We start from the raw sequence: 12949 nt of genomic DNA on the forward strand, positions 1-12949 counted from the left end.
CGTGAGCAGCGCCTGTTATCTTCTGGCCGATATCGGCGGCACCAACGCCCGCTTTGCCTATGGCGATGATGCGGGGCTGTTGGCAGGCACGCAGCGCAGTTTCCCCAACAAGGATTTCGCGCAATTTGGCGATGTGCTGCAAACCTACCTGACCGAATGCCCCCCGCCCCGAGGCGTAAACGGGGGCTGTATCGCCGTGGCAGGTCCAGTGGCCGGAGACGTGGCAGAACTGACAAACCGCAATTGGGTGATTGATGCCCAAGCTGCGGCCCGCGCGACCGGCGCGCCGGGGTTGCGATTGATCAATGATCTCTCTGCACTGGCGCGATCAACGGCCTGTCTGGCGCCCGATCAGGTTACACAGATCCGCCAAGGCAACAAGACGCGCGGCAACGGGCAGACCGTGGTGCTCGGTTTGGGCACCGGCGTGAATTGTGCCACGCGGATTACTATGGCCGGGCGCGACGGGGTTGTCGCAGCCGAAATCGGTCACACACCCCTGCCCCGCGATATGGCTGATTTGCTGGCAAGAACGCTTGGCACGGCGCCCGAAGCCAGCACCACTGTCGAGGACATTCTGTCCGGCCGAGGTTTTGAACGCCTTTTCCAGCAGTTGTCAGGCAAGACCTGTTCAGGTGAAGCCATCGCCAGCCACGCAGAAGCCGGAACCGATCCACAAGCCGCGCAAGCCCGTGATCTCTATCGCAAACTGGTCGCACTTTATCTGCCGTCGCTTGCGCTGCATTTCATGCCAAAGGACGGTATATACCTTGCCGGAAGTGTAGCGCGCAGCTTGCTCGGGGGTGGTTGTGCAAACGAACTGACAGCGCCGCTGGACCGAAGCGGACCGATGGAACATGTCTTGCGGGATATTCCGCTAGGTCTCATCGTGGATGACGCTGCGGCACTGTCAGGATGTCTGGAAACAGCGAAGGACCCTGCCTAGACTTGTATCGAAAGAGGACAGCGGAGAGCATCGTGCAAAACATCCATTTCGATCTGAACGGCAAGAGATTTCACGCCCTGACAGCAGGTACACCCGGAAAACCTCTGCTGTTGTTTTTGCACGGTTTCCCCGAATACTGCGGCGCATGGGCCAAGGTCATGCCAGAGTTTGCGGAAGGGTATTATTGCGTCGCACCGGACCAGCGCGGTTATGGCGGGTCTTGGCGTGAAGGCGATGTCCCCGATTATGCAGCCAAACATCTGGCAGCCGATGTGCTGGCCATGATCGAGCGTTTTGGCAAAGGCAAATGTGCAGCATTGATCGGCCACGACTGGGGCGCTTCCATCGCCTATGCCTGCGCCATGCGTGCGCCCGACGGTATGATTGAACGTCTGATCATCGCCAATGGGGTCCACCCTGCTCCTTTTCAGACAGAACTGGCCGCAGGAGGGGACCAGTCCGAAGCAAGCCAGTATATCGAATGGTTGCGCGCCCCCGGCTCTGAAAAGAAGCTGGCGGAAAACAATTTCGAGCGGATGTTTGCCCTGTTCTCTGATAAGATGGACATGAGCTGGCTGACCGATGAGCTGCGCGCCGAATACCACCGCGCGTGGCGGGATGAAGCCGGAGTGCGCGCCATGATCAACTGGTACCGCGCCACGCCGCTGCTGGTGGCGGAACCGGGCAAGCCGATAGCCCCTGAGAAGCTGCCAAAATGGACCCCTTCCGATTTGCGCATCACCATGCCGCATTTGCTGCTTTGGGGTATGAAGGACACAGCGCTGCGACCTGAAACACGGGACGGTCTGGCACAATACTGCGATGATCTGACTGTGGCGGAACACGACACGGCGGATCACTGGATTTTGCACCAGCAACCCGATTGGGTGGCCGACCAGATCAACATCTTCCTGCACCGGACAAGTTAGTCCGGCACATTAACCGGTGACTCTAACCGGTTGTGTTAACTGTAAATTCACCTGCCGGAGCAACGGCAGAACTTGGATATTTATCCCAAAAAGAGCGATGGAAGGCTAGCCCGTCAGCCGCCCTTAAGCTGCTGCATCAGGTAAACTTCGCTATCCGGTTTGACGGGTTCAGTCAGGCCGCTGGCGATGACCTTGCCGTCCACGGCAACCGATACGCCCGCTTCGATGACATGCTCAAGCCCGGGGTATTTCTCGACGAGGCCCGAAAGGACCTCGCCGACGTTTTTTGCATCCACCTCTACGCAATCCTTGCCATCAGCAAAGGCACGCAGGCCGGACCAGAGGTTTACCTCAACCATTGTTCGCCTGATCTTCAAGCGCCGCCAGAATGCGCGGTGGCGACATTGGCAGTTCCTTCAGACGCACGCCCGCCGCATTGGACACAGCGTTGGCAATGGCAGCCAGTGGCGGACAGATGGATGTCTCGCCCACACCGCGAACACCGTAAGGGTGGCCGGGGTTCGGGACTTCGACAATCACAGTGTCAATCATCGGCAGGTCGGAGGCCACAGGAATACGGTAGTCAAGGAAAACAGAGTTCTGCAAACGCCCGTCCTCGCCGTAGATGTATTCCTCATTCAGCGCCCAGCCGATGCCTTGGGCTGCACCGCCTTGGAACTGGCCTTCCACATAGGCCGGATTGATCGCCTTGCCTGCGTCCTGCACTACGGTGTAGCGCACGACTTTGGTCTGGCCGGTTTCCTTGTCCACTTCCGCATCGACGATATGGGTGGCAAAGGACACGCCAGCGCCTTCGGGAGTTGCTTCGAAGTGGCCCACGATAGGACCGCCAGTGCGCCCCATGCTGCGGGTGAGCTTTTCGATGGGCAGCGGGTCGAACTCTCCCGCATTCGGGCCGGATGGTTTGGCACAGCCGTTTTCCCAGACTACTGCGTCCTCGTCGATGCCCCATTTTGCAGCCGCACGGGCGCAGAGGATTTTCACCGCTGCGCGGGCTGCCTTGATGGTGGCCAGACCGGAGGCATAGGTCACACGAGAGCCATGAGACACCTCGTTATAGCCGAGCGTTGCCGTATCCGCGATTGTGGTGCGGATGTTTTCATAAGGAATGCCCAGTTCCTCAGCCGCCATTTGCGCCATAGACGCACGAGAGCCGCCGATGTCCGGTGTCCCTACCGAAAGCTGCGCTGTCCCGTCTTCGGACAGGGCCAGCGTCACAGAGGTTTCGCCACCGTGGTTGAACCAGAAACCGCAGGAAATGCCACGGCCCTGCCCCTCTTTCAGCGGTGCCGAATAATGCGGGTGGGATTGCGCGGCTTCCAGTGTTTCCACCAGACCGATACGATCCCACGTTGGGCCAAAGCTGGCTTTGGTGCCTTGCTTGGAGGCGTTTTTCAGGCGCACTTCGATGGGGTCGAGGCCGAGTTTCTTGCACAGCTCGTCAATCACGCTTTCCACCGCAAAAGCTGCCATTGGCGAGCCGGGCGCGCGGTAGGCTGCCTGTTTCGGGCGGTTGGCCATTACGTCATAGCCGACCTGTTTTACGTTTTGCAGGTTATAGGGCGCAAACGCACACATGGCGGTAAATTCCATCGGCGCACCGGGGAAAGCCCCGCCTTGCAGACGGAAAGTCCCCTGACCGGCGGTGATGGTGCCGTCCTTTTTCATCCCGATCTTGATGTCCATAGAAGTAGACGCCGTCGGGCCTGTAGCGCGGAAGACTTCAGAGCGGCTCATCACCAGTTTCACCGGACGGTTGGTTTTGCGTGACAGCGCCAGTGCTACGGGTTCGATGAAGACGGCAGTTTTACCACCGAAACCACCCCCGATTTCAGAGGCTGTCACCCGCAGTTGCGAAGTTTCCAGACCCAGCATCGCCGCACAGAGCTTTTGCACGTTCCAGTGACCTTGCGTGCAGCACCAGAGTTCGCCCTTATTGTCGCCGCCAAGCTGGGCAAGACAGGCGTGGGGTTCAATATAGCCCTGATGGGTCGCTTCGGTTTTGAAGCTGTCTTCAACCACCAGATCGGCCTCTGCGAAACCGGCTTCGATATCGCCGTGGCCGCTTTCGTGATAGCGTACAACATTCGGGTGCATTCCTTCGGGAACGGATTGGTCTGCCGCCCCTTCGCGAATGACCGGCGCATCCGATGCCATCGCCTTGTCTACATCCGTCACGTGCGGCAGAACTTCGTATTCCACTTCAACCAGTTTGGCTGCATCCCGTGCGACCAACTGCGATGTTGCCGCTACGGCTGCAACCGCGTGACCGTCATAGAGCGCTTTTTCGCCCGCCATAACGTTTTCAAGGACGTCTAGATCGCCGCCCGTCAGGCCGGTCGCGAAATCCGCGCGGGTGACGATGCCTTTGACACCACTCAGTGCTTCGGCCTTGGAGGTGTCGATCTTCACGATCCGCGCATGGGCATGCGGCGAGCGGACAATCGCTGCAAACAGCATGCCCGGCGCCACGGCATCCGCGCCGAATTTGGCTTTACCGGTCACTTTGTCCACACCGTCGGGGCGTTTTACCCGTTGGCCGACAACTTTGAAATCTTCTGTTTTTGTCTCGTCGAACGCCATATCAGGAAGCCTTTCTCAGATCGGCAGCGGTTTCCATAACCGCGCGAATGATTTTGTCATAGCCTGTGCAGCGGCACAGGTTGCCTGCAAGCCAGTAGCGCACTTGCGTCTCGGTCGGCTCGGGGTGTTTTTCCAGCAGGTTTTTGGTTGCGACCAGAATACCCGGAGTACAGATTCCGCATTGCAGCGCTGCATGTTCGATGAACTTCTCTTGCAGGATGTGCAGGTTTTCCCCTTCGGCCATACCTTCGACCGTGGCGATTTCCTTACCCTCTGCCTCGGCGCCAAGCACCAGACAGGAGCAGACAAGCCGCCCGTCCATGGTCACCGAACAGGCACCGCAATCGCCGGTGCCGCAGCCTTCTTTTGCGCCTGTCAGGCCCAGCTTGTCGCGCAGCGCGTCCAGCAGGGTTTCGCGCGGATCACAGAGAAATTCAACGTCGTCGCCGTTAACTTTGGTATTTACGTGGATCATGATGCGGCCTCCGCCCGTTGGTATGCAATTTTTGCTGCGCGTTTTGCCAACACGCCGGCAACATGGGTGCGGAACTTGATGGTTCCGCGTTTGTCGTTGATGGGATTACACGCGGCACTTGCGGCCTCTGCCAGCGCTTCAAGTGCAGCGTCATCCAGTTCGGTGCCGATGATCGCGTTTGCAGCCTCTTCCACCAGCAGCACAGTCGGGGCAACCGCACCCAGTGCGACACGGGCTTCGACGATCTTTTTGCCATCAAGGCGCAGGTTGATACCGCATCCCACAACCGCAATGTCCATTTCGGTGCGCGGAATAAAGCGCAGGTAGGCGTCGCCGCCGGATTTGCCCCGTGCCGGAACGTGAACGGCCGTGACCAGTTCACCCGCTTCCAGACTGGTTTTACCCGGAGCCGTGGGAATATCTTCAACCGCGACTTTACGCTCGCCGTTCGGCCCTGTGACTGTCACGGTTACACCCGCCGCAACCATTGCAGGCACACTGTCCGCCGCCGGAGAGCCGTTGCACAGGTTGCCGGTCAGCGTTGCGCGCCCCTGCACCTGTGTTGAACCGATCAGATCCATAGCCTCAACCAGACCCGGCCATTCCTTGCCCAGAGTGTCGTGTTCGCTCATCTCGGCACCGGTGACCGCTACGCCGATGCGCCAGCCGTCGCCTTCGCGGGTGATATCCGAAACCCCTGCGATTTTCTTGATGTCGATCAGTACATCTGGCGTAACAATGTCTGCGCGCAACTGCACCAGCACATCCGTCCCACCCGCAAGGAAGCGGGTGACGCCTTGTGCGTCTTTGGCGAGTGCCACTGCATCATCAAAACTGCTTGGCGTATGATACTGCATGTTTTCTCCTGGTATATAGGTGGAAGCCACCCGTTTTATCGTCTTTGTTCCTGTCCGGACAGGACGTTTCAAACGCCCTTCTCCCGATTTGCCTACAGGGTAGCGCCTTTGGACAGGCGGCACACCCAGAATCGACATATGGGCAGACCGTGCCTGTGCCACGCCACAGGCGCAAGTAAGAAAAAGCTAATCTGTGGCTTAGGCCATTGAAAATCTTCAAAGCCCGGCAACAAACGACCTAGGGTCAAATTTCCGTTACGCTAGGGAATTTTCGCAAGCCACTTGCCAAGTCAGGGCCGATGTTATGACCTGTAGCTGTGCTGGTGTGTAGCCTGTCAGCGGGCTCACCACCCGTTTGGGAGGACGGATCAACATGAACTTACACGCGATGCTGGCCTTTGGCCGATGCGCGCCTGACAACAGGCCAATCTCATGAGCGGAATGACACTGGAACAGGCAGCCGCACATATCACTTCAACGGACCCGCGTTTTGCAATTGAACAGGCCAGAATCCGCGGCGTGGATTACCGCGTGTTCAAAAACGCCCCGCTCCATCTACGGGCCTTGTTGCAGGCTAGCGCTGCGGCCCACGGCAATGGCGCAGACGAGTATCTGGTCTACCGCGACGAACGGTGGAGCTATGACGCCTTTTGCACGGATGTTTGCAGAATGGCAAAGGTGCTCAGAAACGAACTGGGCATCAAACAGGGCGACCGCGTTGCGCTGGCAATGCGGAACTATCCCGAACTTCCGATCCTGATGATGGCGATCACCAGCATCGGAGCGGTGGTGGTCTTTATGAACGCCTGGTGGACAACAGACGAACTGGAATATGCGCTGAAAGACAGCGGTGCCATTCTGGTCTTTGCTGACGGACCACGGTTTGAACGCATAGCCGCGCTCGGGGATGCCGCGCCGGACATGATCGCCCTGCGGGACGCCCCGAAAGACGCACGGCGCTACGAAGACCTGCTGGAGAGTGCCGGACCTGCGGGCTGGCCCGATGTGGAAATCGCCACAGACGACGATATGGCGGTGATGTATTCTTCCGGCACAACCGGCCGCCCGAAAGGCGTGGTACAAACCCATCGCGGCGCGATGTCTGCTGTGTTCACCTGGCTGATGTCTCTGGTATTGCCGCCCCTGATGGCGCCTGCCGATGCACCCCCTGCCCCTGATCCCGGACCGCAGGCGATCCTGATCGTAACGCCCTTGTTTCACGTCACTGCCACCCATCCGATGTTCCTGCTGTCCCTGCCAATGGGCGCGAAACTGGTGCTACTGCACAAATGGGACGCGGAAGAGGCCGTGCGCGTAATCGAGGCGGAAAAGATTACCCGCTTCCTTGGCGTGCCCACCCAGTCCGCCGATCTGATGGCCGCGGCCAAACGCATGGGCACAAGCCTGCCCTGTCTGCAATATGTGGGTGCTGGTGGTGCAAAACGCCCTGCTGCGCAGGTAGCCCAACTAGGAGAGACCTTTCCACAGGCCAACGTGGCCTCGGGCTGGGGAATGACCGAAACCAACGCTGTCGGGCTTGGCATCACCGGCCCCGATTACGCCGATAAACCCGGCTCTGCGGGCCGCTTGCTCCCCCCGGTTCAGGACCTTGTGATCCTTGGCGACAACGGCCAGCCGCTTCCCCTTGGCGAAGTGGGCGAACTGACCGTGAAAAGCCCTGCAAACATGCGCTGCTACCTGAACAAACCCGATGCCACCGCCGAAGTATTTCAGGACGGTTGGCTGCGCACGGGTGATATGGCGACACTGGACGCCGACGGCTATGTTACGATTGTAGATCGCAAGAAGGACATCATCATCCGCGGCGGCGAAAACATCGCCTGTCTGGATGTAGAAGGCGCGTTGCACAAGCATCCCGCCGTGCGGGAGGCGTGTGCCTTCTCGGTGCCCGACGAAAGACTGGGAGAAATCGTAGGCGCGGGGATCACGCTGCAACAGGGGCAAACCGTCACGGCTGAGGACTTGAACAGTTTCCTTTCCGCTCACATAGCCCATTTCAAGATACCGGACCGCTACTGGTTCCAAACCACCCCGCTGCCACGCGGTGCGACCGACAAGCTCGACCGTCGCGCCCTGCGCAGCGCCTGTTTATCAAAGGAGTAGATCTCATGGACACGCACACGGACGTCGCCGACTATCTCGAAACCGCCGGAACGCTGGCTTGGGAAGTGCCAAACCTGCCCCATCTGACACCATTGCGCCCTATCAAGACGGTTGGCGTTATCGGCGCTGGCACGATGGGCGGCGGCATTTCGATGAATTTTGTCAACGCCGGTCTGAACGTGAAAATCGTGGAAACCAAACAGGAGGCGCTGGACCGCGGCCTCGGCGTTGTACGTGCGAACTACGAACGCTCCGCCAAACGGGGGCGTTTCCCGATGGAAGAAGTGGACGAGCGCATGTCCCGCTTTGAGGGCTGCCTGTCTATCGACGATCTGGCCGACTGTGATCTGGTGATCGAAGCGGTGTTTGAAGATATGGACCTCAAACGCGATATTTTCACCAAACTTGACGCTGTGATGAAACAGGGCGCGATCCTTGCCACCAACACTTCGGCGCTGGATATTGACGAAATCGCTGCCGTGACCAAACGGCCCGAGGACGTGATCGGCCTGCATTTCTTCTCTCCTGCCAATGTGATGAAACTGCTGGAAATCGTGCGTGCGGATCATACTGCCAACGATGTTGTGGCCACCTGTATGGATCTGGCCAAAAAGATCGGCAAAGTGGCAACGCTGGTGGGGGTTTGCCCCGGCTTTGTGGGCAACCGCATCCTGTTTGCCCGTCAGGATCAGGCAAACCGTCTTGTGGCCAAAGGTGTGCTGCCTTGGGACGTGGACGCAGCGCTGAACGCATTTGGCTTTCGGATGGGGCCGTTCCAGATGTCCGATCTGGCCGGACTGGATATCGGCTGGTCCAAAGGTGCAAAGACGGACAACCCGATCCGCGATGCCCTGTGCGAAATGGACCGTCGCGGCCAGAAAACCCAAGCGGGTTTTTATGACTACGACGAGAACCGCAACCCCACGCCCTCTGATGTAACTGCAAAGATCATCAAAGACATCACCAAAGCCGAACCGATCACCATGCCCGAAAGCGAGATTATCGAAGCCTGTATCTATCCGATGATCAACGAAGCCGTTAAAATCCTTGAAGAAAACAAGGCTCAACGGCCGTCGGATATTGATGTGGTCTGGATCAACGGCTACGGCTGGCCCGCCGACAAAGGCGGCCCGATGTTCTATGGCGACATGGTCGGTGCAAAGGCGGTTCTGGCCAAGATGGAAGAACTCGCCAACGAAGATCCATCCTGCGAACCTGCCGCCCTGTTGCGCGAGCTGGCCGCCGAAGATGGCAAATTCACCGACATCAACACCGGCGGACTGAAAACAAAGGGAGGCGCCTGATATGGCTTACGAGTTTATAACCACCGAAAAACGCGGCAACGTGCTGCTGGTCACCATGAACCGGCCCGAGGTCTACAACGCCATTCACGGCCCGATGCACGATGAAATGTCACAGTGCTGGGATGATTTCGCCGCCGATCCCGATCTCTGGGTGGCGGTGCTGACAGGGGCTGGCGACAAGGCATTTACCGCCGGTAATGACCTCAAGCACACCGCGCAGGGTGGCAAGGGACCGGTCAGCACCAACGGTTTTGCCGGTCTGTCCTCGCGCTTTGATCTGGAAAAACCGATTATCGCTGCGGTGAACGGCTTTGCCATGGGCGGGGGTTTTGAAACGGCGCTGTCCTGCGACATCATCATCGCCTCCGATCAGGCCACATTCGCCCTGCCCGAAGTGAAGGTCGGCTTCTTTGCCGCCGCTTCCGGTGTGCAGCGCCTGTCCCGCTACATCGGGCGGCTGGCCGCGCAGGAACTGATGTTCACAGGCCGCAAGATCGACGCTACCGAAGCGCTGGCTTTGGGCTGTGTGAACGCAGTCGTCCCTCACGGCGAACTGCTGGATGCTGCAATGGAGAAGGCACAGGAAATCGCCTCCGTCTCTCCCTCCTCCGTCAAGGCCACGAAACGTGTGCTGAACTCCATGAATGTTGCCGAAGGCCTGCCCGAAAGCAACGAATACAGCCGCGAGGTCATTCAGGACCTCATGAAAACCGAAGACTTCAAAGAAGGCGTCAATGCCTTCGTGGAAAAACGAAAACCGAATTGGGTAAACCGCTAAGCGGAAAGGACTATAGAACCATGTCACTCGGAATACACAACGCAAAGCTGAACCAGCTTGCCATGTCTGAAAAGGCACAACCGCTGCTGGACGCTGTGATCGCGCATATCCGCGATAACGTCGACCCGATCACCGAGGAATTTTACAAACTGGGCGAAGGCCGCGCCGACCGTTGGTCTTACGCGCCGGGCCAGTTGGAGCTGTTGGAAACCGCCAAGGTAAAGGCGCGGGAAAACGGGCTGTGGAACTTCTTCCTGCCCAATGCGGAAACCGGCGAGGGCCTGTCCAACCTCGATTATGCCTATATCGCAGCGGAACTGGGCAAAAACCCTCTGGCCTCTGAAACGCTGAACTGTTCAGCGCCCGATACGGGCAACATGGAAGTGCTGGAACGGATCGGCACGCCTGCGCAAAAGGAAAAATGGCTCAAGCCCCTGCTGGCCGGTGAAATCCGTTCCGCCTTTGCCATGACCGAACCGGATGTAGCCTCTTCAGATGCCAAGAACATCTCCACTTCTGCGGTTCTGGAAAACGGCGAATGGGTCATCAACGGCGAGAAATTCTACATCTCCGGCGCAGGCGATCCACGATGCAAGATCATGATTACAATGGTGAAAACATCTCCCGATGCGGAACCGTTCAAACAGCAAAGCCAGATCCTCGTGCCTATCGACACACCGGGTGTAGAGATCCTCGGCCCGATGCACGTCTTCGGCCATGATGATGCGCCTCACGGTCACATGCACATCCGCTTTACCAATGTCCGGGTACCGGAAGAAAACATGCTGCTGGGTGAAGGTCGCGGCTTTGAAATCAGCCAGCTTCGTCTTGGGCCAGGGCGGATCCACCACTGCATGCGCTCTATCGGTCAGGGCGAACGCGCTCTGGAAATGATGCTGGAACGCTCGCTCAGCCGTGAAGCCTTTGGCAAGAAGATCATCGATCTGGGCAAGAATATGGAAACCATTTCCCGCGCACGGATCGAACTGGAAGCCATGCGCCTGATGGTGCTGAAAGCCGCCCGCGCGATGGACGTGCTTGGCAACAAAGAAGCCCGCATCTGGGTGTCTGCGGTCAAGGCGATGGTACCAGAGAAAGTCTGCGACATCATTGACCAGTCCATGCAGGTCCACGGTGCCGCCGGTCTGTCCCAGTGGTTCCCGCTGTCTGACATGTACGCCGGTCAGCGCACCCTGCGCTTTGCTGATGGTCCGGACGAGGTACACCACCACGTCGTGGCCCGCGCCGAGGTCCAGACTTTCAAAGCGTCCAACGACCGCGCCCCGATCATTGCCGCCGGTCGCAAGTTTGAAGGACCATAAACATGACACAACTGTTTGATATGACAGGAAAGGTCGCGCTGCTCACCGGCGCGTCCAAAGGCATGGGGTTCGAGATGGCCAAAGCTATGGCGCTGCACGGCGCCAAGGTGGTCATTTCTGCCCGTACACAGGAAGATCTGGATAAGGCCGCTGCCGAAATCAACAAGGAATGCGGCAAAAGCCGCGCCTTTGGCGTAGCCTGCAATGCGGGCCACAAGGACCAGCTCGAAGCGCTGGTGGAAAAAACCCACGAACTGGCCGGCACTATCGACATCCTGTTCGGCAACGCAGGGGTAAACCCCTACTACGGCCCGACATCGGGCATTTCCGACAAAGCCTATGAAAAGACCATGCAGGTCAACGTCCAGTCCAACCTGTGGCTGGCGCAACTGGTAGCACCCGATATGGAAAAGAACGGCGGCGGATCGATGGTCTTCACATCATCCATCGGTGCGTTCAAGCCTTCGGTCATGCTGGGCACTTACGCCATGTCAAAACTGGCAGTGATCGGCCTTGTCCGTAACCTAGCTGCCGAATTCGGCGCCAAGGGCATCCGCGTCAATGCGCTGTGTCCCGGTGTAGTGCGCACGGAATTCGCCCGAGAGCTGTGGGACAATCCAAAGGCTGCGGAACGGGCCACCAAAGAAATTCCGCTCGGGCGTTTTGGCGAACCGGAAGATTTTGCAGGCATCGCGGTCTTCCTTGGCTCCAAAGCCAGCCAGTATATCACCGGACAGGCCTTCACCGTCGATGGCGGTTCGGTCATGTGGACATAAGGGAAGACTATGGAACTCAAAGATAAAATCATCGTCGTCACAGGTGCCGCCGGCGGTATCGGCAAGGCGCTTGCCATTCGCTTCGCCGCAGAAGGTGCAAAATGCGTAGTCTGCGCCGATCTGGACGGCGACGGCGCAGAAGCCACCGCCAAGGAAATCGGCGGTGTGTCGTTTCAGGTCAATGTTGGCAATGAAGAGGAAATCAAAGCCCTCATTGACACGACCGAGGCCGAGCAAGGCCCCATTGACCTGTTCTGCTCCAACGCCGGCATCCTTGTGGGCGGCGGCGTCGAAGTGCCCAATGACGACTGGCAGAAGATCTGGGATATCAACGTGATGTCTCATGTCTGGGCCGCGCGCCACCTTGTCCCGCTGATGAGCAAACGGGGCGGCGGCTATCTGCTGAACACCGCCTCAGCCGCCGGACTTCTCAACCAAGTCGGTGCCGCCCCTTACGGTGTGACCAAACACGCCGCAGTTGGGCTCGCAGAATGGTTGGCGCTGACTTACAATGATCAGGGCATCAAAGTGTCGGTTCTCTGCCCGCAGGCGGTCCGTTCCGCCATGACCAAAGGTCATGAGGACGGCGTTGCCTCGCTCAACGGGATGCTCGAACCCGAAGCCGTGGCCGAGGCCTGCGTGAAGACCATTAACGATGAAACCTTCCTCGTGCTGCCCCATCCCGAAGTGCTGGATTACATGCGCAACAAAACCGACAATTACGACAAATGGATCGGCGGGATGCGCAAATTGAACCGCATCTACGGCGGTGCAATCTGAACGGCAAGCGGCTCTTTTTGGGGCAAATATCCCCGCCGGAGGCCATGCGGGACA

General features: G+C 58.5%; 12 protein-coding genes. 8 read left to right on the forward strand and 4 right to left on the reverse strand.

Annotation, left to right across the window (positions count from 1 at the left end; translation table 11 throughout):
• The first annotated feature begins 1 nt into the window (after nt 1).
• Together C0U40_RS17225 and C0U40_RS17230 are read left to right on the forward strand one after the other, a co-directional pair.
• The gene (locus C0U40_RS17225; RefSeq protein WP_101657042.1) at nt 2-946 is read left to right on the forward strand and encodes a glucokinase; all 945 of its coding nucleotides are present in this window, start codon (nt 2-4) and stop codon (nt 944-946) included.
• A gap of 32 nt (nt 947-978) precedes the next feature.
• Nucleotides 979-1875 carry an alpha/beta fold hydrolase gene (locus C0U40_RS17230; RefSeq protein WP_286135072.1) on the forward strand — a complete coding sequence of 299 codons (897 nt, stop codon included), beginning with the start codon at nt 979-981 and terminating at the stop codon, nt 1873-1875.
• 113 nt (nt 1876-1988) lie between these two features.
• Here C0U40_RS17230 and C0U40_RS17235 read toward each other — a convergent pair whose 3' ends face one another.
• From C0U40_RS17235 to C0U40_RS17250, 4 genes are read right to left on the reverse strand one after another with little or no spacing between them, the layout of a single operon-like run.
• Nucleotides 1989-2234 (reverse strand): MoaD/ThiS family protein, encoded by a 246-nt coding sequence (locus tag C0U40_RS17235; protein ID WP_101657044.1) that lies wholly within the window; start codon nt 2232-2234, stop codon nt 1989-1991.
• Nucleotides 2227-4479, reverse strand: coding sequence for a xanthine dehydrogenase family protein molybdopterin-binding subunit (locus C0U40_RS17240; protein WP_101657045.1), 2253 nt, complete (start codon nt 4477-4479; stop codon nt 2227-2229). Before C0U40_RS17240 ends, C0U40_RS17235 begins: the two co-directional genes overlap by 8 nt.
• 1 nt (nt 4480) lies before the next feature.
• Nucleotides 4481-4954 (reverse strand): (2Fe-2S)-binding protein, encoded by a 474-nt coding sequence (locus C0U40_RS17245; protein ID WP_101657046.1) that lies wholly within the window; start codon nt 4952-4954, stop codon nt 4481-4483.
• Nucleotides 4951-5811 (reverse strand): FAD binding domain-containing protein, encoded by an 861-nt coding sequence (locus C0U40_RS17250; RefSeq protein ID WP_101657141.1) that lies wholly within the window; start codon nt 5809-5811, stop codon nt 4951-4953. Before C0U40_RS17250 ends, C0U40_RS17245 begins: the two co-directional genes overlap by 4 nt.
• Before the next feature lie 432 nt (nt 5812-6243).
• On the opposite strand from C0U40_RS17250, the gene C0U40_RS17255 reads away from it, so the two are divergent.
• Genes C0U40_RS17255 through C0U40_RS17280 form a run of 6 tightly spaced genes read left to right on the forward strand, consistent with a single transcriptional unit; the run spans nt 6244 to nt 12895 of the window.
• The gene (locus C0U40_RS17255) at nt 6244-7935 is read left to right on the forward strand and encodes a class I adenylate-forming enzyme family protein (RefSeq protein WP_101657047.1); all 1692 of its coding nucleotides are present in this window, start codon (nt 6244-6246) and stop codon (nt 7933-7935) included.
• Nucleotides 7936-7940: 5 nt separating this feature from the next.
• Complete coding sequence (locus C0U40_RS17260) at nt 7941-9239, forward strand: 3-hydroxyacyl-CoA dehydrogenase (protein ID WP_101657048.1); 1299 nt, start codon at nt 7941-7943, stop codon at nt 9237-9239.
• A 1-nt stretch (nt 9240) separates the two neighbouring features.
• Complete coding sequence (locus tag C0U40_RS17265; RefSeq protein ID WP_101657049.1) at nt 9241-10017, forward strand: enoyl-CoA hydratase-related protein; 777 nt, start codon at nt 9241-9243, stop codon at nt 10015-10017.
• Between the two features lie 20 nt (nt 10018-10037).
• Complete coding sequence (locus C0U40_RS17270) at nt 10038-11339, forward strand: acyl-CoA dehydrogenase family protein (RefSeq protein ID WP_286135073.1); 1302 nt, start codon at nt 10038-10040, stop codon at nt 11337-11339.
• A gap of 2 nt (nt 11340-11341) precedes the next feature.
• Nucleotides 11342-12115 carry an SDR family NAD(P)-dependent oxidoreductase gene (locus tag C0U40_RS17275; RefSeq protein WP_101657050.1) on the forward strand — a complete coding sequence of 258 codons (774 nt, stop codon included), beginning with the start codon at nt 11342-11344 and terminating at the stop codon, nt 12113-12115.
• Nucleotides 12116-12124: 9 nt separating this feature from the next.
• The gene (locus C0U40_RS17280) at nt 12125-12895 is read left to right on the forward strand and encodes an SDR family oxidoreductase (RefSeq protein WP_101657051.1); all 771 of its coding nucleotides are present in this window, start codon (nt 12125-12127) and stop codon (nt 12893-12895) included.
• The last annotated feature ends 54 nt before the right edge of the window (nt 12896-12949 follow it).

This window comes from Neptunicoccus cionae, from assembly GCF_002860325.1.
Taxonomy (GTDB): domain Bacteria; phylum Pseudomonadota; class Alphaproteobacteria; order Rhodobacterales; family Rhodobacteraceae; genus Amylibacter; species Amylibacter lutimaris.

What these genes read in the sequence shown, in the direction of transcription:
- C0U40_RS17260 (WP_101657048.1), top strand. Translation starts at nt 7,941, where the DNA reads ATGGACACGCACACGGACGTCGCCGACTATCTCGAAACCGCCGGAACG.
- C0U40_RS17280 (WP_101657051.1), top strand. Translation starts at nt 12,125, where the DNA reads ATGGAACTCAAAGATAAAATCATCGTCGTCACAGGTGCCGCCGGCGGT.
- C0U40_RS17255 (WP_101657047.1), top strand. Translation starts at nt 6,244, where the DNA reads ATGAGCGGAATGACACTGGAACAGGCAGCCGCACATATCACTTCAACG.
- C0U40_RS17245 (WP_101657046.1), bottom strand. Translation starts at nt 4,954, where the DNA reads ATGATCCACGTAAATACCAAAGTTAACGGCGACGACGTTGAATTTCTC.
- C0U40_RS17270 (WP_286135073.1), top strand. Translation starts at nt 10,038, where the DNA reads ATGTCACTCGGAATACACAACGCAAAGCTGAACCAGCTTGCCATGTCT.
- C0U40_RS17250 (WP_101657141.1), bottom strand. Translation starts at nt 5,811, where the DNA reads ATGCAGTATCATACGCCAAGCAGTTTTGATGATGCAGTGGCACTCGCC.
- C0U40_RS17265 (WP_101657049.1), top strand. Translation starts at nt 9,241, where the DNA reads ATGGCTTACGAGTTTATAACCACCGAAAAACGCGGCAACGTGCTGCTG.
- C0U40_RS17240 (WP_101657045.1), bottom strand. Translation starts at nt 4,479, where the DNA reads ATGGCGTTCGACGAGACAAAAACAGAAGATTTCAAAGTTGTCGGCCAA.
- C0U40_RS17235 (WP_101657044.1), bottom strand. Translation starts at nt 2,234, where the DNA reads ATGGTTGAGGTAAACCTCTGGTCCGGCCTGCGTGCCTTTGCTGATGGC.
- C0U40_RS17275 (WP_101657050.1), top strand. Translation starts at nt 11,342, where the DNA reads ATGACACAACTGTTTGATATGACAGGAAAGGTCGCGCTGCTCACCGGC.